The sequence below is a fragment of the Albibacterium profundi genome, assembly GCF_042159835.1.
Lineage (GTDB): Bacteria > Bacteroidota > Bacteroidia > Sphingobacteriales > Sphingobacteriaceae > Albibacterium > Albibacterium profundi.
The window spans coordinates 488,890-513,168 of record NZ_JBBVGT010000003.1; the positions used below are offsets into that span (position 1 = coordinate 488,890).

The 24,279-nt window shown below is 41.7% G+C and carries 14 protein-coding genes; 4 read left to right on the forward strand and 10 right to left on the reverse strand.

Annotated features, from left to right (window positions below; all coding sequences use genetic code 11):
- Positions 1-74: 74 nt before the first annotated feature.
- The 5 genes from WKR92_RS13535 to WKR92_RS13555 all read right to left on the reverse strand — a co-directional run bounded on the left by WKR92_RS13535 (position 75) and on the right by WKR92_RS13555 (position 9,364).
- Positions 75-1,832 carry a RagB/SusD family nutrient uptake outer membrane protein gene (locus WKR92_RS13535; protein ID WP_375558372.1) on the reverse strand — a complete coding sequence of 586 codons (1,758 nt, stop codon included), beginning with the start codon at positions 1,830-1,832 and terminating at the stop codon, positions 75-77.
- A gap of 11 nt (positions 1,833-1,843) precedes the next feature.
- Positions 1,844-4,957 (reverse strand): SusC/RagA family TonB-linked outer membrane protein, encoded by a 3,114-nt coding sequence (locus WKR92_RS13540; RefSeq protein ID WP_375558373.1) that lies wholly within the window; start codon positions 4,955-4,957, stop codon positions 1,844-1,846.
- A gap of 395 nt (positions 4,958-5,352) precedes the next feature.
- A complete protein-coding gene (locus WKR92_RS13545; protein ID WP_375558374.1) occupies positions 5,353-7,866 on the reverse strand; it encodes a TonB-dependent receptor domain-containing protein in 2,514 nt (837 codons plus the stop codon).
- A 114-nt stretch (positions 7,867-7,980) separates the two neighbouring features.
- Positions 7,981-8,166: a hypothetical protein gene (locus WKR92_RS13550; RefSeq protein ID WP_375558375.1), complete on the reverse strand. Its 186-nt coding sequence runs from the start codon at positions 8,164-8,166 to the stop codon at positions 7,981-7,983.
- Position 8,167: 1 nt separating this feature from the next.
- Positions 8,168-9,364, reverse strand: coding sequence for a PepSY-associated TM helix domain-containing protein (locus tag WKR92_RS13555; protein ID WP_375558376.1), 1,197 nt, complete (start codon positions 9,362-9,364; stop codon positions 8,168-8,170).
- A gap of 267 nt (positions 9,365-9,631) precedes the next feature.
- On the opposite strand from WKR92_RS13555, the gene WKR92_RS13560 reads away from it, so the two are divergent.
- The 3 genes from WKR92_RS13560 to WKR92_RS13570 all read left to right on the forward strand — a co-directional run bounded on the left by WKR92_RS13560 (position 9,632) and on the right by WKR92_RS13570 (position 13,354).
- Complete coding sequence (locus WKR92_RS13560; RefSeq protein WP_375558377.1) at positions 9,632-10,324, forward strand: DUF421 domain-containing protein; 693 nt, start codon at positions 9,632-9,634, stop codon at positions 10,322-10,324.
- Positions 10,325-10,480: 156 nt separating this feature from the next.
- Entirely contained in the window at positions 10,481-12,448 is a 1,968-nt protein-coding gene (locus tag WKR92_RS13565; protein ID WP_375558378.1) for a polysaccharide biosynthesis protein, read from the forward strand.
- Between the two features lie 63 nt (positions 12,449-12,511).
- Positions 12,512-13,354, forward strand: a complete 843-nt coding sequence (locus WKR92_RS13570) for a glycerophosphodiester phosphodiesterase family protein (RefSeq protein WP_375558379.1) — start codon at positions 12,512-12,514, stop codon at positions 13,352-13,354.
- Here the strand turns inward: WKR92_RS13570 and WKR92_RS13575 are convergent.
- Positions 13,338-14,498, reverse strand: a complete 1,161-nt coding sequence (locus tag WKR92_RS13575) for a serine hydrolase domain-containing protein (RefSeq protein ID WP_375558380.1) — start codon at positions 14,496-14,498, stop codon at positions 13,338-13,340. The genes WKR92_RS13570 and WKR92_RS13575 overlap by 17 nt on opposite strands.
- 201 nt (positions 14,499-14,699) lie before the next feature.
- Between WKR92_RS13575 and WKR92_RS13580 the strand changes: the two genes are divergently transcribed.
- Complete coding sequence (locus WKR92_RS13580) at positions 14,700-15,362, forward strand: hypothetical protein (RefSeq protein ID WP_375558381.1); 663 nt, start codon at positions 14,700-14,702, stop codon at positions 15,360-15,362.
- On the opposite strand, the gene WKR92_RS13585 is transcribed toward WKR92_RS13580, so the two are convergent.
- The 4 genes from WKR92_RS13585 to ppk1 are packed head-to-tail and all read right to left on the reverse strand — an operon-like array spanning position 15,359 to position 24,277.
- Entirely contained in the window at positions 15,359-17,728 is a 2,370-nt protein-coding gene (locus WKR92_RS13585; RefSeq protein ID WP_375558382.1) for a GAF domain-containing protein, read from the reverse strand. The genes WKR92_RS13580 and WKR92_RS13585 overlap by 4 nt on opposite strands.
- 21 nt (positions 17,729-17,749) lie before the next feature.
- Positions 17,750-21,364 carry a BamA/TamA family outer membrane protein gene (locus WKR92_RS13590; RefSeq protein ID WP_375558383.1) on the reverse strand — a complete coding sequence of 1,205 codons (3,615 nt, stop codon included), beginning with the start codon at positions 21,362-21,364 and terminating at the stop codon, positions 17,750-17,752.
- A complete protein-coding gene (locus WKR92_RS13595; RefSeq protein WP_375558384.1) occupies positions 21,361-22,233 on the reverse strand; it encodes an SdiA-regulated domain-containing protein in 873 nt (290 codons plus the stop codon). Before WKR92_RS13595 ends, WKR92_RS13590 begins: the two co-directional genes overlap by 4 nt.
- Positions 22,214-24,277, reverse strand: a complete 2,064-nt coding sequence (gene ppk1 / locus WKR92_RS13600; RefSeq protein WP_375558385.1) for a polyphosphate kinase 1 — start codon at positions 24,275-24,277, stop codon at positions 22,214-22,216. The genes WKR92_RS13595 and ppk1 overlap by 20 nt, the downstream gene beginning before the upstream one ends.
- Between the last annotated feature and the right edge of the window lie 2 nt (positions 24,278-24,279).

Genomic DNA, 24,279 nt, shown 5'->3' on the forward strand with positions numbered 1-24,279 from the left:
TAATCCAAGCATTATCAATAAAAAGCCCCCGATGCAAAACGCATCGGGGGCTTTTTATTGATAAACCTCTGCCCTTAGTAGTGAGGGTTCTGGTCAATTTGTTCGTTCTTACGTCTTTCGCCGATTGGTATTGGCATAAAGTACATCTTTTCGGGGAAATCACGATCCTGAATATTATCGACTGTATAACTATATATCAAGGTCTCATGATCGGGCTGTAGCTCCCCGTAAATAATGATACCTTGCGCCGGTTTGCTGAAATCTTCCTCAGCAGTCATCCAGCGGCGGGCATCAAAGAAGCGGTGGCCTTCATAAGCAAGTTCTACACGGCGTTCATATCGATATAAGTCTTCCAAAGCTTGACCGGATGCATTGTCAACGGTTGAACCAGGCATGCCAGCGCGCTCCCGTACCATTTTAAGATATTTCTTCGCTTCCCCTTCTTCGCCAAGTTCTATACAAGCTTCGGCATAGTTCAATAAGATCTCACCATAGCGGAAATAGATCCAGTCTTGATCGCCACGAATAAATTGAGCGTCTAGAGTAATGTCCATGAACTTACGTAAATAATATCCGCTAAATGTACCGTTCCAGCTTTCTATTGGCGAATTACGAGTATCTAATCCCCAACGGACTTCCACACTACTGCCATTCCAATATTCGTACTGCGCAGTTTGTATCACACCCACAGGATCAAGCCCGATACCATTATCACCACGTTGTTTCCAAGGAGCTCCATTATACAAGATGGTCGCTGCAAAGCGGGGGTCTCTGTTTTCATAAGGCGCCGCCTTATGTGTCGGATTGCTCCAGCTAAAGTTGGTCCCATCCTCCATTTGATAAACATCGACCATGTTCTGTAGTGGAACATTTCCACCCCAGTTATTGTAACCATTCGGACCATTATAAAGGTCATGTGAGGTGCCTAACAACTCTTTGTCGAATAGCTTAGCAAAAATGGTTTCTTCACTGGTCTTGTCAAGGAATATGTTCGCGTAGTTTTCACTTGGATCTTCGCTTTTATCATATAACGAATACAAATTCGTTTCGATGATATCATAAGCTGCATCCTTAGCTGCTCTCCAACGGTCGGCCTGACTACCACTTGTATAACCCACCAGTGCATTGGAGTTTCCTGGTTTGTTATACAAATCGCTGGCTGCATATAGTAATACACGTGATTTCAATGCACGAGCAGCCGATTTATTCACAACGCCTCTTGGTGTTTCTTCATTTGTAAGTTCAATTGCCTTATCACATTCAGCTACAATGAAGTTGACGGTTTCTTCATATGTGTTTCTTGTAACTGCCTGAATTGCTTCATCATCGTTTAAATCAAAGGTTTCTGTAATCAGAGGCACCCCGCCGTACATACGAAGCAAGGCGAAGTAATTATAGCCTCTCATAAAATGTACCTCACCCGTTAATTGGTTCCTGTCATTCTCATCGCTAAATGGTACCTGCTCGATATTCTCAAGATACATATTGGTATTCCGGATAACTCGATAGAATTTGCCCCAGTCTGCAAAATTCCATGCAGCACCATGTTCATCCGGACTGATGTTTCCTTGCAAAACGCGTGAGGTATTATAGTCGTGAATAAACCTGGATTCATCTGTCAAGGATGAAATCATTACTTCCGCAAACCCATGATCCATCTCTTCGTATATTCTAGCTACGAAAGCCTTGGTTAGGTTCGGGTCAGTCCACACATCGAGTTCCGATATTTCTGTTAACGGTTTGCGATCTAAAAAGTCTTTTTGGCAGGCGCTGAAACTTGCAGATAGCGCAAGAGCCAGTGAGCCAATTAATATTTTATCTATTTTTTTCATCGTTCGTTTGATTAAAAGGTTACACTTACACCCACATTGTAAATTTTAGTTTGCGGATAATATTGTCCGGATCCGCTTGGTATTTCAGGGTCGAAGAAGTCGACTTTCGAGAAGGTCAACAAGTTCTGACCACTAGCAAAAAGTCGCAGTGAGCTTATCGATACTTTTTTTGTTAGATCTTGAGGAAGTGTATAACCTAGTTCGATTGTTTTTAAACGGAGAAAATCGGTTTTCCACCACCAGAAGGTGTTTTCTCGATTTACCCAATACTCTCGATCCCGGTCATAAGTCCTGGGCCAAGATGCGTCAATGTTATTTTCGGTCCACCTGTCTTCTACAAAGGCTACTGGGAAGTTGCCTATTAAACCGGATTCGGTTCTAACATATTGTCTTGCACCTGCTGAACCTTGCATGAGGATTGTCAGATCGAAATCTTTATAGGCAGCGGCAAGGTTGAATCCGAATATCCAACGCGGGTATTGGGTGTAATCATAGCGTTTTCTATCTAGGTCATTAATTTCGCCATCTTCATTGATGTCTTTAAAAATAATATCACCTGGTCGTGCTCCTGAGATATGGGGGTAGGATTCCACATGTGCATCATCGCGGAAAATACCGATCGACTCATAATATAAAGGAGCATCGAATGTTTTCCCAGTCGACCGTTGATAATCAGGCGCTCCTGGTGTTTCATCCCAATAGGTCAGTTTGTTTCTGGCGTACATCGCATTGGCGGACACATTCAGATAAAGATCTCCAAATACGTTTCTGTGGGTAATCACCCCTTCAATACCGCGATTGGTGGATGTCCCGATATTCTCATCAGGTAAACTAAAGCCGACATACAATGGCATCGATGCCGAACGTTGTGTTAAGATATTCGATCGATTGTTCATAAACCAATCGGCTTCTAAAGCCCACTTTCCTTCGTTTAACTCGACTTCTAAACCAACGTTATAGTTATCTGAAAGTTCCCATGCTATATTTGGGTTAGGCATACGTGATTGGTATACAGACTTCGCCAATTCTCCATCCATGATAACCCCTGTTCCGAATGCAAACGTACTTAAGTACTGGAAGTTAGGAATCAAGTCGCTACCCAAGCGTCCGTAAGAACCTCTCAATTTTAAATGATTAATTACTGAAATATTGTCTTTAAAGAAATCTTCAGAGGAAATTACCCAACCCACACCAACGCCGGGGAAGAATCCGAAGCGATTGTCTTTAGGAAAGCGTTGCGATCCATCAACACGCCAGTTGAAATCGAACAAATATTTTTCAGCAAAGTTGTAGGAAACACGACCAAAAACATTCCGGCGAGCATTTTCATATCCCGTACCGGTGATTGACCTCTCCAAGTCGCCGCCAGCGAAAAGTTGGTCAATCGCTGATGAAATAAAATACTTACGCTGCCCTTCAAAATTATCACCTACATTTTCAATCTGCTCAACCGCTACAAAGGTGTTCAGATTGTGATCGCCAAATGAACGTTCATAAATGGCACGCGCATTAATCGTAATGTATTGATCTTGGTAATAGCGTTGGAATAGTTCAGGTTGAGACACACCGCGTTCTGACCCACTTAAGATTGGTTCACCATTCTCGTCGAAGCCATCCAAGGTATAAAGTGTCCATGGCTTTGTCCATCTCTTTTGGAAGTTGAACATCTCATCAATACCTAAGTTTGCGTCCAATGAAAGACCCTGAACGCCTGGTACTCTGAACGTAGCTCCCAAGGTACCATTCAGAACCCAGCGCTTATGGTTGTCGTAACCAATTTCGTTCGTGCTTGTTACTACCGGGTTGTCACCATATTCAATATCTGGCCCAGGTAAGCCATTTGGCCAAATAGCTGCTTCAGTCGGTCGCCCACGCATGGCCGCGCGGAAGATGGAACCGGCACTTCTCGGTGGAAAATTCCGATCTTCTAAACGAGCGGCTAAATCCAGTTTTAAATCTAGATTTTCACCGACATTCGCATCCAGGTTGATTCTGGCATTGTGTTGTTTGTAGTTCGTTGCGCTGTTTTTATAGATACCATCTTGGAATAGCGTACCGAGTGAGGCGAAGTATCTCATTTTCTCTGTACCACCACGAATAGATAACGAGTGCTTATTCTGAAGTGAGTTGTTGGCAATCACCGCATCCAGCCAATCGGTATTTGGATACCTCCATGGATCGTCACCATTTCGAAAATGCTCGATGTCCTCTTCTGTCCATTTCAATTGATCGCCTCCATATTCCAAGATTTCATTTTCAAGCTGCGCATACAGTGCTGCATCAGCCATTTCAGGAAGTTTGGTCGGCGTTACGAAACCTTGATTGAAATTATAATTGATTCTAGGTTCGCCGGTTACCCCGCGTTTGGTGGTGATTACGATAACGCCGTTTGCAGAACGTGAACCATAAATAGCAGCTTGAGCATCTTTTAACACCGAAACGCTCTCTATTTCATTCGGGTCTAAACGTCCCATTCCTCCACGATCCGGAATACCATCAATAACGATTAGCGGTCCGGAGTTATCTGAGTTTAAGGTATTTCTACCACGGATCAGGATATTGGAACCGTCATATCCCGGTTCACCGCTTTGGTTCAATCCCATTACCCCTGGAATTCTTCCAGCGAGGGTGTTTTCAATATTCACAACCGGTGCTTGTTTCAGGTCTTCACCTTTTACTTGTGAAATAGCTCCTGTTTTGGTCGCTTTCTTCTGAACGCCGTAGCCGACAACAACTACTTCGTCCAGATCTGACGCTGTTGAAGTTAAGACTACGTTAATGGTCTGTCGGTTGTTCACCGCTTCCTCATGAGGTTCCATACCCACCATGCTGAAGACGAGCACGGCATCGCCGGGAACATTAAGTAGTTGGTAGTTACCATCCAAATCGGTACTCACTCCTTCATTGGTACCCTTAATGGTAACGGTTACACCGGGCAGACCTTGCGGATCCTCCGCAGTCGTTACCTTCCCGGTTACAGCCTTCTGTTGTAGGCCGATAGGCACCATAGCTTTGTCAGGAAGCTTCACCATCGAGTAAGCTTCATTTGTTTGTTGCAGGAACAACAAACACAAACCCACATACTTGGCATGCAGGATTGTTGATTTAAATCGTAATTTGATCATTTGGTTAATGGTTTAGAAATTAGACAATAGGATTCCTGTTCAATAAAAATTGAAGTATAGCTTGTCGAAGAAAAGAGCCTAATTATAAACTCACAATTTAGGTTTTAGTATCTGTGTTGATGGTTGACCAACTAAATAGGGGAACGTAAAAATGATTTCATAATTTTAGTTTTGTTAAATAATCCGGTTAATTAAGTATGATTGTTATACGAATCTATACAAAATAATAAATCAATGCAAACGTTTCCATGGAATTTTTAAAAATTTAAAAGTGGAGTCACGCTTGTAAAGAGTTGATCTACGTTTGTAAGACTGATAAAAAATAATAAAGGCTCAGATATCTTTTATCTGAGCCTTTTATTATTCGTAGAAGCTGCTAACAGCGTTTCGACTACTTAAAATTTATAAGATAAACTGGCGACCATTTGTCTGGTTGACTGTGGGTTAGCTGTCGTGTAACCAATCCAGTAATGCTCGTTTGTAATGTTGTCAACCTTTAAACCAATGCGAACTTTTGGGAAATCGTAAAATGCTGAAGCATTTAAAACGGTATAGGAAGGAAGTGAAAACTCCCCGTAATATACACTGTTCAGGATTTTGTTTTCACTGGCATAATTCCCACCAAACCCGATTCCAAATCCCTTTGCAATATGTTGAGGGAAGCGGTAGCTAACCCACAAGTTGCCTAAGTAGGGAGACGAAGCTGTTGTAGGCCTCCGTCCCAGAACATCCGCATCTGATTTTTCATATTCAGAATCATTGTATGAGAAACCGGCTACGATATTGAGACCTTCTAATGGGCTGGCAATAAGATCCACTTCAAAACCTTTACTACGTTGAGATCCATCCTGTATCTGTGCCGAAAGCTGAGCCGCGTCTGGATTAGGGTCCGCTCGCAACATGTTTTCGACCAAGATATTGTAGTAGCTCAAAGAAGTCGTTAACTTCCCATTTAAGAGGTCGAGTTTGACACCGCCTTCCACCTGGTTCGCGTGCTCCAAATCGGCTGCCTCTTGGACAATCTGTGACGATTCTGCGTCGTAAGCGCTATAAAACCCTTTGTTGGTAAAGCTGTTCTGATAATTAGCGAATATGGAGACTTTATCCAAAATTGGCTGGTAAACAATACCAAATTTAGGAGATAATGCGTTCTGATCATAACCTTCATATGCTACACCCTCAACACCAGCAGCATTTTCAAAGCGGTCGATACGAAGTGCTGCTAAGACGCTCAACTGATCCGTAAGGTTTAAAACATCTGAAACAAAGGCGCTGTATGTTTTCGATTGTTTGTTTACCGGCCAAGTAAAGTCGATATCCTCATTGTCATACATTGCCGCTTGGTTTTCGCCGTTGAATTGGCTGTAGTCGAAGTTCGGATTATGAAGAGGAACGATGTCATATTCACTACCATAGAAAAGCTCATCGATATTCGTTACATAATAATCGAGTCCCAAGACCACGCGGTTTCTCATACTCCCTATGTGGAAGTCGCCCGTAAATAGTTGCTGAATCTCAAAACTACGGTCTTTGCTGTCTATGGTGGATTGATCCGCTCGGGCTAGGTAATTCGCTTGTCCCGCATCTGCGTCATTTCCTGTTACAAGATTATCCGGCACCAAGTAGAAGTATGCTCCGAAACCCTCTGAAGAATTGGTAGTTGTCGTAAAATTGGTAGAGGAGGTAACATAATCGGAAATCTTATAATTTACCTGTCCAAAAAAGTTGATATTCTCCGATTTTTGTGTTAAACCCTCGCCCATATACGATTTCTCATAATCCAGATTCATATCTTCCGCACTGCTAATTCCAAGTGCTACGGCCGGGTGATAAAAGAATATCATTTGCTTGCCAGTACCGTTTACCGAGAAGAATTCCACATCTAAATTTACCGTAAGCCGGTCGTTGGCTTTGTACGTTAAACTCGGGGCTAGGGCAAAACTTTTATTGTACCCGATTTTTTGAAAGGTTCCCTCATAATTATAGGCAGTGTTTAATCGGAATAACAATGATTTGTCGGCAGTAACCGGTGTGTTAATATCGGCACTAATCCGGTGAAAATCGTTCGTGCCGCCTGCTAGCGTAACTTCGGTGCTGAAGTTTTCGAAAGGTTTCTTTGTCACCCGATTAATTGAGCCCCCGTAGGAGGTTAGCGAACTTCCGAATAATGTTGCCGAAGGGCCTTTAATTACTTCGATCTTCTCTATATTGATTGCGTCAATTGAGCTCGTCACTTTTCCTGCAATTCCATTTCTTAATAAGCCCTGTGTGATAAAACCGCGCGTGTTATAATAAGCACCGCCATCGCCGGCTCTGCCCGTTGCTTCCCACATTTTTTGAATTCCAGGTGCGTTGCGCATCGCGTCATCTACTGAGTAAACCAATTGTTCGGTGAGTAACTCTTTTCCGATCGAGTTGTAGACTTGTGGGTTTTCAATATTGAGCAGAGGCATTTTACCTACAAAATCGCTTTCCTTCCGAGCGAAGCGGTTTTGACTGCCTGTGATGATGACTTCATTGAGTGACTGAGCAGTTTTGTTCAATTGAAGGTTCAGCTCCGTATTTCTTCCTCCACGTACAATTACATTTTGCTTGGATGCGGCATAACCTAAACCGGAGGCGGTAATGGTATAACTGCCCGGCGGGATATCTTTTAGTTTATAATATCCGTTTTCATCACTTGTAATGCCCAAGGAGATTTCTTCTAGTTTTAAACTGATTCCTACCAGTGGTTCGTCGTTTTCCGAGAGGATCAACCCTGAAATAGAACCTGGTCTTTGCAACTCATCTGTAGATTCGACACGCTCGGTTTCTACATTAGGATGGGGTCCTGACAGTTGAGCGTATGTTGAGTTGACTATCAAAAAAGCAGATAATATCGTACCGCATTTTAATATAAATGGTTTCATTTGTAGTTATTTAGAATAGTTATAAATTAAAGGCAAAAATAGACTTTAGTACGTATAAAATAGGACCCTAGACGGACAAATAAAGACGTTAAAAGGAGAAATATTGCGCTTTGGTTAGCGGAAGAATTTGGCGCCAAACTTTAAGCAATAGTAAAGGGGAATACCTAATGCGAGCCAAGAGATATAATGCCAAACTCCGACGCCTAAAATAGCGGCAATCAAGCCGATCATAGTCAGGATACCCAAGATGATGGGCATCCCCCATAATTTATATTGCTGTTTACGTTGTTCGTTTGTCATTTTATCGGAGGCTTTCTTGGTCGTTTACAAATTCGGTTTCTTCTTCTGACGGGCGGGCTAAGGATTCCGCATTTTTAACTAATCGTGCTAACTGTTCCGATTTAGCGCGTCTTCTGGCAAACCAAAGATATAATCCGGATATCAAGACGATAATGGTAGCAATATCGAATAGTGTCCACAAGATCTTCATCGGCATACCACCATAATCACCAAAGTGGAAAGGTTGAGAAATCAGGATGGTCTTCAAATACCATGGAAGATCCCGAATTGCCGTAAATTCACCGGTCTTGGCGTCGATTAATGCGGGCTTGATGATCCGCGAGGTGAGGGGAGTGTTGCCAATTAGATAAACTGCATAATGATAGCTACTCGAATAGAGAGTACCGGGAAATGCAACAAACGATACCTCCATGTCAGGTGCGGCAGCTTCTGCTTTCGCGATCGCATCATCCAATGAGCTAAGTTCACCTTTAGCCTTAGGTGCATCTTTGTATTCAGCCACCATTTCAGCCAAATCATTCGCTCGCCATAACTCGATAGCTGGCTCAGCAAGTGTATTGATAACGCCGGTTAAACCCACAACACTAGCCCAAACCAGTGTTACAATTCCTAATAAATTATGTAAATCCAGCCATTTAAGGCGTTTCGACTTTTGGGTTCGGATCATCCCAAAATCATATTTCTTCATAATCGGACCATATAAAACAACACCTGATATGATCGCGATAAAGAATAGAACCCCCATCAACCCAAGAAAAAGTTTACCGGGTATTCCCGCTAGCATCTCTACGTGCAGGTAATACATAAATAACATAAAAGTCATTTCATTCGGTGGATTCTCTAGAACCGTTGCTGTACGAGCATTCATAGTTAGGTAATGATCTGCTTCTATTGGCGCCTCTGAGGAGTCTGCCATGGTAAGAAATACTTGCCCGGGATGATGCTTTTCATCCCAAAAGGCATATTTCATTTCATTGCCAGGAAGGTGATCCATCCCCGCTTTAATTGTCATATCAACAGTAGCGTCTTGTCCATTCGCAGGCGCAGCTATTTCCACCTCATCTTCTAACATGTGATCTATTTCTTCGGTGAAAATGAGTGGCAAACCTGTAATGCAGAGCATTAATAGGAACACCGTACTGATAAGACTCGTCCATTTGTGAAGGTGGAACCAAGTCTTTATTGTCGTTGCTTTCATGGGTCAGTGCTAATCTGAGTGATCGTTAGGTGAATTTTAATTCCGTTTATGAATGTCATAAAGATGTAACAAATGTATTATTTATAATTAGTCCAAACAAGGATAAACTGAATTTATTTAGAAACAATCTGAATAGCGCATTGGATATCCTTTAAAATTTATGTCGCATTCCTTTCCATGTGTATGCCGAGGCCATGAAGATTTACCCGCAAAAACAATTTAATCGTTCGTTGCGTTCTTATAATCGAAACAGACACCAGATCCCCTATGGAATTAGATTGGCACCGGATCCTCTTTAACGATCAACCCTATTCGTACTTTGTCGAAATATTCATTCGTACACTAATTATGTTTATTGCCGCAGTAGTTACGCTGCGGATTGCCGGTAAACGCGAAGTACAGCAATTGTCGATATTCGAGATGGTAATGATCGTAACGTTGGGTTCCGCTGCGGGCGACCCAATGTTTTACGACGATGTGGGTATTTTACATGCGCTAGCTGTTTTTGTAGTTGTCTTAACCTCATACCGACTCCTTATAATTTTGATAGCCCGGAATAAAAGCGCGGAGGTTTTACTAGAAGGTAAACCGCATTATATTATAAGAGAGGGGAGACTCTGTATCGGGGAGATGCCCAGTGATGAACTGGGTTCAGATGAGTTTTTTGGGCAGCTGCGTACACAAAGCATCGAGCATCTAGGGCAACTACGTTGTGTTATCCTGGAGGATACCGGTAATCTCAGCGTTTTTTTCTATTCAGACGAGGAAGTGAAGCCCGGCTTGCCCATATTACCTGATGAGTATAATAAAAAAAGTTCTAAGATAACATCTAGCGGGTTGTATGCTTGCTCATACTGTGGTAACACAAAACATTTAGAGCCTGTGGAGCGTGTATTGTGCGAGGTTTGTGATAACGTGGAGTGGGTGTCTGCGATCGACCGAAGACGGATTGGAGCTTGATCTTAAGTCAGTTTTACTTGCTTATGAGATGAAACCAAATTGTTGTTTTAATGTTAAGTTATTTAGGAGATTAATACTTAAATAATATTAGGCAAGGTATTTGCTTTTTAGTTTTTCGAAAAATGGCTATTGAAGGTTTGTATTAATAAATACTCTATGATCGCACCCAGACTCCGCAGACTTAAAATAATAAAAGATTTTCTTTTAAATGATCAGCATCTCCCGCATTGGATGATTCTCATTGCAGATATGTTGATTATCTATATGTCGTTTACCTTGGCATTTGGACTGATTAATCTGTTTGATTTTCAGCAAGTAAACTTTAGTCAGTATGTTATCTACACAGGCGTTTATTGCCTTACAGCATTGCCTGTAGTGTATTTCGGTGGATTACATACTGGTTTGCTACGTTATTCCAATACTAAAGATCTATTTCGGATTTTCGCAGCGACCGTTACATTTAGCGGTTTGTTCTTTTTTGAGATGATGATTTTCGGCGCATCCGTGATCGGCGAGGGGATGCAGAAATTCGTCTTGATTTTAGTTGTGAACTTTTTCATCTGCACTTGCCTGCTAGCTTCTTTGCGGGTTTTCGCGAAAAGCGTATTTTTTATGCTGACTAGAAATGTATACAATAAAAAGGTTCATCGGGTGCTTATTTTTGGTTCGGATAAAAATGCTGTTCTTTTAAAGCATGGAATAGAAACGAATCGTGATGTAATTTACCGTGTCGAGGGTTTTATTGATACAGATACTACTCGGTTAAACAGTTATCTTGAACAGAAGAAAGTTTACAAGTCAGATCACCTTGAACAGGTAGTGAATCGTAAACGTATAGATGAATTGGTGGTCGTGAACGAAGGCCTGGATAAGGCTCATAACAAAGAAGTGATAGAAAGGGCAGTAGCATTAGGTGTAAAGGTGCTAACTGTTCCACCCGTTAACACTTGGCTGTCTGGCAAATTAGATAAAAAACAGATCAAAAATTTACGAATTGAAGATTTGTTACAAAGAGAACCGATTAAGATAGATCAGACTGAAGTTCGGAACGATTTACAGGGGAAGAGAGTGTTGATTACCGGTGCAGCTGGATCAATTGGTTCTGAAATTGTCCGCCAAGTGCTTTCCTACGGCCCGTCTTCTTTGATCTTGTGTGACAATGCAGAGTCGCCTTTACACAATATGCAGTTGGAGGTTGAAGAAAGCTTTCCGTCCGCTAAAGTATCCCTCTTTGTGTCGGATGTCCGCGATTATCGCAGAATGGAGGAGATTTTTGAAAAAAGTCGCCCGCAGGTTGTTTATCATGCCGCAGCCTATAAGCATGTGCCATTAATGGAAAGCAATCCCTTTGAGGCGATTAATGTCAATGTCCGCGGTTCTAAAAATTTAGCGGATCTGTCGGTTCGCTTTGGCGTTAAAAAATTTGTCATGGTTTCCACGGATAAGGCGGTAAATCCGACGAATATCATGGGTGCGAGTAAGCGCTTGGCGGAGATTTATATACAAGCATTAAATAGTTATCTGGGCGGCGAAACACGTTTTATAACCACGCGTTTTGGAAATGTTTTAGGTTCCAATGGTTCCGTTATACCTAGATTTAGATCGCAGATTGAAAAGGGTGGGCCACTGACAGTTACTCATCCTGAAATAACTCGTTATTTTATGACCATACCAGAAGCGGTACAACTTGTGCTTGAGGCTGGAACAATGGGTACGGGTGGCGAAATCTATGTATTCGATATGGGTGAACCGGTTAAGATCGTTGACATGGCTAAAAAAATGATCAAGTTGGCTGGTTTGGAACTGGATCGGGATATCAAAATTGTGTTTACCGGCTTACGCCCTGGAGAGAAACTTTATGAGGAGTTGCTCGCTAGCGCCGAGGAAACAATTCCCACTCATCATGAGAAGATCAGTATCGCTCGCGTGAGAAGCTATAAGTATCAAGAAATCGCCGAGCAGGTTGAAGAGTTGTTGACTATTAATAAGCTTCAGATCAAAGAAAATACGGTCTTTAAAATGAAAGAGATTGTCCCAGAGTTTAAAAGCAAAAATTCTGAATACGAACTATTAGACAGACGCATAGAAAAAGATCGCAAACACTTGGATACGGCCGATGCTTAAATCTTATATTTGGGGATGAAAATCTTTTTTTGTTTCACATTCATTCTATTTAGTTTATTTCTGATGTCGCCTGTTCTGGCTCAGGTTCAAAATCTTCACACCGTTCGTCTCGAGACGGCCAGTCAGCTCCATGAATTCTTCCGTTATAAAGAAGATGCTGCCGTTATTATTAGCGGGCACCGAGGTGGGATGGTTGCAGGTTTTCCCGAAAATAGCATAGAAACATTCGAAAATACGCTAAAGTTTACGCCCGCTTTTTATGAGGTTGATCCTCGGTTAACTAAAGATAGTGTCATCGTCTTGATGCATGACGCTACGCTTGACCGGACTACAACGGGTACGGGCAAGCTGGGAGCATACGAGTGGAGTGAAGTGAAAAAACTCAAATTGAAAGATAAACACGGGAATGTGACATCTTATAGGGTGCCGACTTTGGAGGAAGCAATCGAGTGGGCGAGAGGCAAAACAATCTTGAATTTGGACATCAAGGATGTGCCGATGGAGATGACAGCAAGATTGGTTAAAGAGTTAAACGCGGAAGCATTTGTTATGTTTACAGTTCATTCGCCCGAACAAGCTTTGTTTTATTTAGAAAGAATCCCAGAGAGTATGTTTTCTGCTCATATCAAGACGGTCAAACAATTCCGTGAGTACGAAGACGCCGGTATACCATGGAATCAGGTAATGGCTTATATTGGGCCGAAGACAAAAGCTGAAGACAGGGAGCTTTATGATTTGCTACATGCGAAAGGTGTTCGTTGCATGATTTCATCGGCATCTAGCTATGATAAGCTTGATACTAAAGCCGAGCGAGCCGAGGCTTACCGCAACATCGTTTTAGATGGTGCCAGTGTATTGGAATCCGATTATCCAATTGAAGTTTCCGACGCTATTTACCCTGAATAAAATTTTTATATAAACAGCTTATAATTGCTTTTTGAAACGAGTTTATATCGTCGGTAGGTGGAATATTTATTCCGTTTGTGATGACCACAAAACCATATTTGTCTTCAGGGTGGAAAAACATAGCGCTGTATAAACCATATGCGGAGCCAGTATGGCCGGTTAGGCTAACACCGTCGATTAATTCGTCAGTTTTTCGCAAAGCTAGGCCATAACCTTCTTTATGTGCCACCGGGCTTTGCATCATTCTGGCACTTTTCTCCGAGATAATATCAATATCCTGATAACTGCCGAAGTTCATGTGCATTGTCATATACGTCGCCAAGTCAGGCGCAGAAATTTTCATTCCGCCGGTAGGAGAAAATATAGGTGCGCTATAGCCCATAACATAATTCTCTATGTCTTCCGTTCGTTTGGCATAGGCTGACGGTGATGGTTCGAACCGTTGGATTTGCTTGTCGTAATTATAAAGTGTTACAAATCGCTCACTATCCAGTTCGTTAACATTGTATCCGCCGTACAAGCCTAGTGGGCTCAATATGTTGTCTTTGATATAATGATCGAAACGTTTACCGGAGATGCGTTCTATAATCGTTCCTATCATATTAAAGCCTAAATTGCAATATTCATAGTCCGTTCCCGGCTTGTAGTCATTATAAGACAATGCCCAATCGGGATTCTTCCGCGGGTCAATAATATCCAGTTTAAAATAGCCTTTAGAATCGCTGATGCTGGATGTGTGAGAAAGGGCCATCCTGAGAGTTATTACTGTGTTGGGGTACTTAGGGTTTCGAACCTTAAAGCCGATCAGATCGCTTAGATCATCATCGAGCGATATTTTTCCTTGTTCTATTAGCTGCATAATAGCTGTAGCCGAGAATGACTTGGAGATAGACGCAATTCTGAAAATATCGTTAAGCTCTAAAGTTTCTTTGGTTTCCAGATTTTTATAACCAAAACTATTCGAATAGATCACTTCATCGGCCTTTACAACGACGATGGAGAGCCCTACAGCATCAAATTTGTCAATAACTTTATTTATTTCCTTTTCGGTGCTCTTAATTGTCTTTTCACTAAGCGGTGTTTTTTGAGCAAACACATGAGAGCAGAGAAATATGAGCGTTAAGTAGAGTGCAATTTTGTTCATGGACTTAGGTTTTTACTGTCTTAAAAGTAACATCTTTTTTTTACGTCCGCAAATAGGTATGATTTAAATATATTTTGAAGCGACTGGTTTTAACATTAATTTCAGAATAAATTTAATTTATTTTAATATTCTTGTAGCAAAAAGTCCGATATTGCAGTTTTATAAGAAACTAAACAAACACTTAATAAATTTTTTTTGTCTATGTGGATTGCAGCAGCTGTCGGTGCATCGTTTTTAGGCTATTATACCTGGAGCAGGTATAACAAAGCCAATCATACAAAAGTTATTGAACTGAATATTGGTACTGTTGACGGGTATTATTATATTGTCGATGCCCGCAAAAAGAAACAGGTTGTACAGCCCAAAGAGAAGATTGTCTTAGCATTGGGGCTTACTGCACATGTCTTGGATTCCTTACACCGTAGTAAGCATTCAGAGAAGCAACATATACTGAAGTTCCTATCTTCTGTCACCGCAGAAAATTTGACGCAAGCAGAAATAAATAAATATTTCAAGAAAGAATTCGCGTTTGAATTATCGGCTACCTTAGGGAGGGTAAAGAAAAAGGCTATTCGCATTAATCTGCATGAAGATTCAGACGGCGATTTGGAGGTTTCATACAAAGAGCCTTTATCCTTATTTAAGTATCAATTCCTCTTTTCTGTCGGATCTTTCATTATGCTTATTCTCGAGACCTTAGAGATTAAAGAACAAGAGGTGCTGAGAAAATCATTGAACTACATTTCAAATCAGTATTTAAGCATAAAAGAAAAGGTTGGTTCCGTTACACCGGTCGAGATGGTAAACAAAGCCTATGCTTTTGGTAGCCAGCCGGAAACTTTTCTTGACATCGAAACAGGTTAATCCTGTTTCGATGGTTCTAGTTGAATGCCAACTCGCAAAGCACGCAAACCATTGACACCCTGCAGCTCTTCCAACTCCAGATCTTCCAAGTCATTCAATAACATGCCCTTCTTTTGTAGGTAGCTGATTGAATTTCTAAACTCTCTGATCTCTTTTGGACTAAAATACACCAAAGCTATTTTCCCAGGTTGAGTGAGTCGCTCATTCGTGCCCTTGATACATACCTTATCAATTCTCTTTTTGACCATCTCATAGCGAATATTATAGGCTCCTTCTACATCAAAGCGACGCTCATCGATACGAAAGCTGATGTCAATTGGCGACGAGTTGACAAATATTAATTGCGTGGTTTGAAGTGGAGTTTCCATTTGATCTATTAAACTATAGGTTACCTTTCCAATAGCCGCCATTGACGTCAGTTGCCACAATCGTATATTCTTAAGATATAGGATATTGAAGGGTTTTTTGGGAGCAATTGACTGACCAATATAGATATCATATTCTACGCCGTCTGATCTGAACTTTTCGAAATAGCAGGGGTAAGTTCCTTGGATCTCATCATTGAACATTTCAAGGTAGGAATTCACCGCAGTATTAATAAGTCGGATAGATGATTCGAGCGATCGCCGATTTTTAAAGACCTCACCAGTTTCTGGCAAGAGTGCATCTTCATAGGCTCGTATGATTTCCTTTGCATTGGGCTCATGCGTTTTGAAGTACCTTAGTGTTTCTGGCACGTCTTTGTTTAAAAAGTCACTGATAGTCAGTTCAATGCTGCTCAGCATCTCCGATTCTACCTTTTCTAACCAGTTTTCGCATACGTGTATTAGTTCTTCGAGAAAAGCAATGTCTATACAATCCCTTAATTTTAAGAGCGTATCATGCAGCAGATTTAGCTGGATGCTCAGGTCAGCACTTGCGGCTGCATTTCTTTCAATCGTCGAATTTCGTATGTCAATGGCACCGTATAATGGGTATACGTGTTCGAACTTAATATCTTCGATAATAGGCTTGGGCTGTTCGGGTATGATTCTCTTTTTATACTCCCAAGCTTTTTCATTAAACTTCCACTGAACGGCAGGCTGTAAAGATGTAAATTTTTCCTTGATAATATCATCTATATTTCCCTCAAAATCAACCGCATTATCTCGAAGTATCTGGCCTAGCAGGGGAGGTACATCCGACAGTTTTACTAAGAGGTTTTCATCCAGCAGGTTTTCTTGTTTTGTATAAATTTCAAGTGCACCAACTGGCTCGCTATTATGATAAACCGGAAGAAGTGCGTATGATTTGATATTCGAAACGACTAATCCACGGAAAAGGTTGCTTACATTTTCATCGTCGTGCGTCGGCAGTTTCCCGGTGTTAAAAAATAGAATTTCGGGCGATATTAAGTATTGGTCAATCAGGTTGTCAATACGTTCGGGAGGTATCTCACTATTGCGTAACAGATCGAGGATGATGCTGTTTCTTTGGGTAGAGGGTTCGAAGACGATACGTTCATTAATCTTTAGAAAAGGTACGATACCAAATTCTACATCTGGATGGCCCACAATTCTTTTTAAAGACAGCGTCAATTGCTCATAGATAGAATCCTTTTCTTTGCCATGGATAATCAGGTTCTTGATGTCTTCGAGGGATTGACTGATGGTCACATCATCAACCGTGAGGATAGAAAAGCCCTTAAATATAAAATTCTGAAGAGGAAGTCGTTCCTGCAAATCCTTCCAATTGAAACTATCTGAACTATGATCTTTAAATTCATTGTAATTGAGGTCGGGCAACTCTTCATGAAGCTCGACGTCGATAAATCGACTATCGATATTCACGCGATAATACGTTAATAGGCCAGTCTTTGTGTCTGGTAATGAGCGGATTATTTCATGCTTTTGATTGAATTTAAAGCCGTAAAGCTTTTCCAGAATCAATGAGTAAAGAAGTCGGTTATAGCTATCATCACTCTTTAGCATATCGCCGTTCGGTCCCAACATGTCATTTACATCACAGTAGCGCTCCTTTAGCAGATCATAGAAAGGGTCTGTACCGTAAAAAAGACATTGCCCAAAAGGCATTGCCAATGCCCAAAATGTTTCGGTTTCATCCGCTATTGGCGATGTCAGGCATTTGTAGATATCCGATAGTTCGTCTTCAAATTTCTCAAGATTACCGAGCTCAACTTCGCCGTTTCGTTCAATAGCATCTTCTAATTTATGAAGAACCTCTTTCAAAAAGGAAGTATTGAGTGCCTTTGTACTCTCTGTTCGTTTCCGCAGGTACTCGATAAAGCTATCAAAGGAAATCTTTATTTCTGCTTTCGACAGATGAGCTTTCTTTTTTTCAATAAAATTGAATATGTTTAATTTCATTTTTCTGATTAAAACTTAATTTTAGAAACGGAATCCCATATTGAAATGAGGGTACCAACCGTCTTTAGAATGTCCGGCTACAAGCTGGAATACAGCCATTTCTGCAGGTGCATAATATAATCCTCCTCCATAGGTTTGGTGCAAAGCCTTCGTATTATAATTTTCCGCCCATACTTTACCAATATCATAGAAACCAACGAGTCCCAGCTGCCCCGGTAGAATAAAGCTGCCAACCCGGGCTAAGCGAATCCTGGCTTCTAAGTTATTATAAAATAGATGGTCTCCTGCGTAGCGATACTTTCTTGTCCCTAATAAATTGTCTTGTCCCCCCAAAAACAGTGCTTGGTAAAACGCTGGCTTGCCGAATGTCACCCCTCCGCCGAGTCGGTTCGCGATGATGATAGCGTTATTGGCAAAGCCTTTGTAAACGCCGATGTTGGATCTTACCTGAACAAAAGAATTGGAGTACTCGTTTAGTCCTGCGTAAGCGCGTACCTTGGTGTTAAAAAAGCCGCCGCGAGTGGGAATCAGTTGATTGTCGCGGTTATCGATACGATATTCTGAGACTAGACCGGCAAAGGCTTTATTTTCATCAATATGATAACGATCGTAGCTTTTAAGCGACTCCTCATCCAGAATCAATCGTCCTTGGTTTTTCGATGGATCTAAACTATAATATTGAAGTGATGGGCCAATTTTGAAATAACTGGTTTCCTTCGTCCATTGCAAGCTGGGCTCAACCTCATACAGGTTGAAACGTGCCCGGTAATATCCCGAAGATAATGATTCATCAAATTCAGAGCCGTTGCCTAAACCAAAAAAGTTTTGTGTATTATTAGGAACAAAGGCGTAGGCACTAACAACCAGATCTGCCTTGCCAATTAGTTCTCTCCAGTGACCTTCATAATCGACTTTAAAGGAACCAGTCTTTAACGCTCCCGAGAAAAGCACTTTCTGACTGTGATTAAACGGAGTTTTTCTGAATCCTCGCTGATGGGTATACTTGAATCCTGCACCCAGTAGAATACCGTCATCCACGTTGTAGCCCACCAACGCCAGTGGCATGGTTGTATTGTAAAGATTAACAGGTACAAACTCCGTATGCGTACTATCGTTAGAGAAATGTGTCTTCATGGCTCGCCGGTCTCCCAAATAAGTCGATGAGTCTTTGATCAAATCATACACATGGACCTTCCGTCTGGCTTGCTTCACTTCTATGACTTTATTTTCCTGACCTCCGATAATCCGTAACCGGATGGGTGAATGTGGGGCGTCAACTTCGACGCTATCTTTTCCTTGTGATAAATAGATGTTGATTTTCTTCGTGGTATCAGGATGATAAACGCGATTCAGGAACTGCCTTTTTACTTCTCCATCTTTATTGATTTTATTAATTAATATCCGCAATGCTCCATCTTGATCGTCGCTGATCTGAACCCGCTCATTCTTATTAGAAAGACGAATATCTATGATTGAATGAACAAATTGATAGTATTTGTCCATTGCCTGGGGTATTGCGTCCCGCCTTGCTCTTAAGGTTTCATATAATTGCTGTCCTCTTATTTCTACGGACGACGGTGGCAGACTATGAACGCTTTTCCAAAGGACGCTATCGCTTACATTATCGACAAATTCCTCAGTGAGTTCCATCCACTCGTCGTAGCTAAATTGCATTTTTGTATGAGCGTCGAGGAAATCAGACTTCAGCATCGAATATTTCATATTACGGATATGGTCGTCAAAACCTTGGATAGTGGGTACAGCCCATTCTCTGGATACAATGGAAGGAAAAACACCTTCCATCACGCGTAAAACTTGATCGCGATCGCGCGGTACTACTCGGTAGTCTTTATCTTTTCCTTCTTTTTCATCAACCCAACGATATTGATCTTCGTGCCGATCCCAATCACCTATCAGCAAATCTACCAGTCGTGACCGAAAAAAGGTTTTTGCTCCAAATGTATCGTCATTATCATTGAATACCTTATCCAACATTTTTATAGTGTTGTCGGAGTCTCCCAAAGGTTCACGTTCTTCCAGTAGGTTTAAGGTATTCGCTATGGTTAAGTTATAAACACCGAGCAGCGAATCGGGGGCAACCCATCCGATAATAGGATTGGTATGAGGCACTTTAGCAGCATTGGCAATCGCAGGCACCATTAATGCCGAGTAGGGGTGTTGGGCGCTGACTGCATCGTCGATGAAATCACTCGCAAAGGTATTGTGAAGTGCAGAAGGTAGCAGTGACTCGGAGTTTTTGTTGACGCTGCGCAGTACCCATTGTTTGCCGGTGCTATCCTGCAATCTGATGGAAACGGTTTGCATTCCGCCACCTCGTTTAATTGGAATCAGACCGCCTTCGATTTCAGAGACGCGAAGGATGGGCACCTCGGTGTCAGCGGCCCACTCTTTCCGGTAATTTTCCCCGAATAGTTTTCTGTGGAGATTGCCTCGTTCATCATATTCAGGGTTGGCTTGTATCACGATACTATCCCCTTCGATAGGGTCAATAGCCATTTGGTTGTTGATAAGCGACTCGTCGATATAGTCTACTTGATATTCAAAAGTCGAATTAATAGACCCGTCAGCATATTGATAATACGTAATTTGGGTACTGCGGTCATCAAGTAAATCTACCGTCACAAAGCCCTGCAAAGATGTGCCGTATAGCAAGTTGTCAGCTTTTTTTACATAGGAGCTTTTTGCCCCAGAACCACTAACTACTTGATACCTTCCATCTTCTTTAATAAATTGTAAGCCATGTTCATGACCTGCGACGAGGATAACGTTAGGGAAACCATCGATGACGTCACTGACGCTATTAATAAGATTCTGGTATTCTGGATGAGGCATGTCTTCCGGGTTCAGAAATACGGACGACCGCAAAAGAGGGTAGAGGGATCCGATGACGGGAAGGGGTATCCATAGGTTTTTGTCGAGGACCGTCAAAGGAAACAGATGATCTTTAAGGGAGTAATAGCCACCATGTACGCCGTAGGTGTAAAAGGGGTGATGAGATGCTAACAGAATGGTTTTATCACGATTCTTATAAAGTAATTCTTCTAGTTTATTTAGGAATTCGTCTTCTGTGGTACATTCGCAGTCAGAATCGGGACTGCTCGTGTCATACGGGAATAACCACCATTCACTATCATAGACAATCATGACAGCATCATCAGAAATCGGGAACTCAACTGGTCCGGGGCATCCGTCTGCAGGTAATAGCTTCAGTAGCGAATCGCCCTGCGCCTCAATGAATTGTCCCTGCGCCTTAATTTTTGCCAAGCCATCTTTACCCATTCGGTCCCAGTCGTGATTCCCTGGAATAAACAATACCGGAGCACCCTTTGCTCGCATCGGTTCAAATTGTGACCTCAATATATCTTTAGTGGATTCTTCTTCAGGACTTCCGGGCAAGCCGATTCCGCGTGGATAGATGTTGTCGCCAAGATAAACCACTTGGGTTTTCCCGTCAAGAATCAAGTCGGACGCACGAGGAATAATCGTTTCCTGCTTGAAATTGATTTCTCCAGCATCTCCGATAAAGATAACCCGGTTTACGATGTCGTCGTCTTGGGCAGTAGCGAAATTGCCTGTGAAAAATAAGCCAATTAGGATGATATAAAAATATCTCATTGTGTCTCATTAAATTTAAGTATGGTTCCCTTTCTTGTTTTATCTCCACCTTCATTGCTGATAAATAGATTGTTATCTGCATCGAAAGCAATGCCTTCTGGTTGATTGAAATGTTTAGGGTTTAGTGGGTAGACTGCTTTAACATTCCAGCTGGAGTCGGCGACCACCAACATCTTATTGATCGATGAGAGAATATACCATTCATCGCGGAGCTGGTTCTTTGCCAGCGCTGAAGGGCGAAAATCTTTACCTTTGAGGCTTTCGAAAGAATCAATTTGATTTTCGTCAATCTCAAATTGACCTTTTAAGCGAGGTTGATGATCTCTTATTTCGAAAATGTATCCGCTTACTTTCTCTCTCTTCTTATCAACATCGCATTTTTTACATAAGACGTAGATCAAATCATCTGTGGGGTCTACTGCCAAACCCTCATATTCATCAGTTGGTATCAGATCATCTGTCATGATAACATCTTGAATTTTTTCTTCCTTGCTGTTTGCTAGTGGCATAATGAATAGTACACCATCGCTACGTAAAACAATCAGATCCTGTCGCGTTGCGGCGATCCCTTCATAATCGCCACTTTTACCAAATTTCCCTAGGATGGTCTTATTTTCATCCAGCTGTAACTGGTACACAGTTCCTGTCTCATCTTCAATAGCTACGAGTACGCCTGAGCCTTTATAAGGAAAAGTTATTCCTGACACTTCATGCAATGCGTCAGAAAGATAATATGTTTCCGGATCAGTAAGCGTATATCCTTCGGGGCTTGTGTAGACCGTGTTGTCTTGAGCACATGCAGATAGAACTATCAAGAAGAAAACCAAGCTCGCCAGAGATTGCAAGGAGTTAAGTGGACTTTTTATCATGTTTGTTCTTAAAGTAAATGTATGTCTCTCGCTGAGCACGGACTCCATTTTCAGAGTCCACGTTCACGGGGACATTCTCTAAATCGCTATTAATATAAACCGCAGATTCTGTATCGTTAAACTGAAATGCAAGAACATCTTTAATCTCTTGTCTCAGCTTTTTATCATAAACCGGAAAGCAAACTTCAATACGGTTGTGAATATTGCGATTCATCCAGTCGGCTGAACCCATATACATCTGTTCATCACCATTGTTATGAAAAATAAATATCCTGCTGTGTTCTAGGTAGCGGTCGACAATCCTCCTAACTTTTATATGTTCACTCATACCTTTTACGCTGGGTATGAGGCGACAGATGCTGCGTGCAATGAGGTTAATTTTAACACCGGCATTATTTGCTTCGTATAGCTTTTTAATCATTGTCTTCTCTTCGAGATTATTTAGCTTAATGGTTATTTCTGCAGGCAGGCCCTCTTTGGCATGTTTTATTTCGCGGTCTATACACGCTATAAATGTTTCCGCAAGATTAAACTGAGCAACCAGCAGGTGTTCGAAGTTCAACTGTGTTGTTTTTACCACCCGACGCCGTCTTGAAAGGAAATTGAACACCCGTTCTAACTCTTGGCACATGCCTTCGTGCGCTGTTAACAATACATGATCCGCGTAGACCGTCGCCGTTTTCTCATTCAAATTTCCCGTTGAAAACAATCCTAAATATCTGTTCTCCTTTGCCCCTCGTCGTTTTACTAAGGTTACTTTGGCGTGTACCTTTAGTTTGGGAATACTGAACAAAACTTTGATGCCGGCCTTCTGCATTTCCTTTGCCCATTTGAGATTGTTCCCTTCATCGAACCGAGCTTTCAACTCGACAAACACCGTTACTTTTTTTCCATTCTTCGCAGCGGAAATAAGTGCTTTTAAGATCAGGGAGCTTTCCGCCACACGATAGATCGTTGTATAGATCTCTTGAACATCATCGTTGATAACTGCTTCGTTAAAGAATCGTAAGACCGTGTCGTATGATTGGTACGGCGGACTGATTAATAGATCTTGGTTCTGTAGTGTCTCGTACAGGCTTTGATTTTTTGGTAGGGTAAGAGGCAAGGGTGGTTGCGCATTGTTATTCCACGATGGGCGGTCGACCGGAAAAGAAAAGAAATCTCGCAAATTATGATAAGATCCCCCGGGCATGGTACTAATCTTGGGAATATTAAAGAGGCCAATTAGCTCGTTGAGGAGCTTTTTGGGCATATTAAATTGATACAGTATACGCGTAGCGAGTCCGTAGTCGCGTTTTCTGAGCTGTTCTTCGATTTTAACAGCGATATCGCCTTTGTATTCATCATCTAAATCGAGTTCCGCTTCCCGTGTAACTTTAAAAGAATACGCTTTGATTTTACTGTAACCTCCAAATATGTCTGCAAGGTGGTGACGTATGATGTCATCTATGAGAAGAACGTACTGTGTCGACTGGTGTTCCATTGTAAAAAATCGACCCACCTCGTTCGAAGGGATTTTTACAATAGCCAATTCGCGTTCTTGTTTTTTGGTGAGGGTAACCAGAAAATACAACTGATTGTTTTCAGGAAAAAAGTTCGCCAATTGATCCGAACGAATAAGCTCTAAAGATGAAAGTATTCTTGAATAGAAATAACTTTCTGCTTGTGGTTGGACAGGAGTTGGGATTTCCTCATTATATGCTAAATAAACATGACCTTTCTTCATCTCGGGGATGATGTGTTCGGTCATAATTTCGCCGTAGCGCTCTTGGTTTCTTAAGATGGTTTTTTTGGCTTTTTTATGGACTTCCGTTTCACGTACATCCAAATTTAGAGGCTCAGCTAGCTTTTTTATCTTCTTTAATGCGGACAGCACTGGCATTCGCACACGATAGAATTCATCGAGGTTCGAAGAGTAAATAGCCAGAAAATTAATTCTTTCCAGCAAGGGTACGTCCGTTTTTGCGGCTTCGTCTAGAATACGCTCGTTAAATGACAACCAACTGAGATCCCGGTTAAAAAAGATAGGCGCCCGTCTTTCCATTT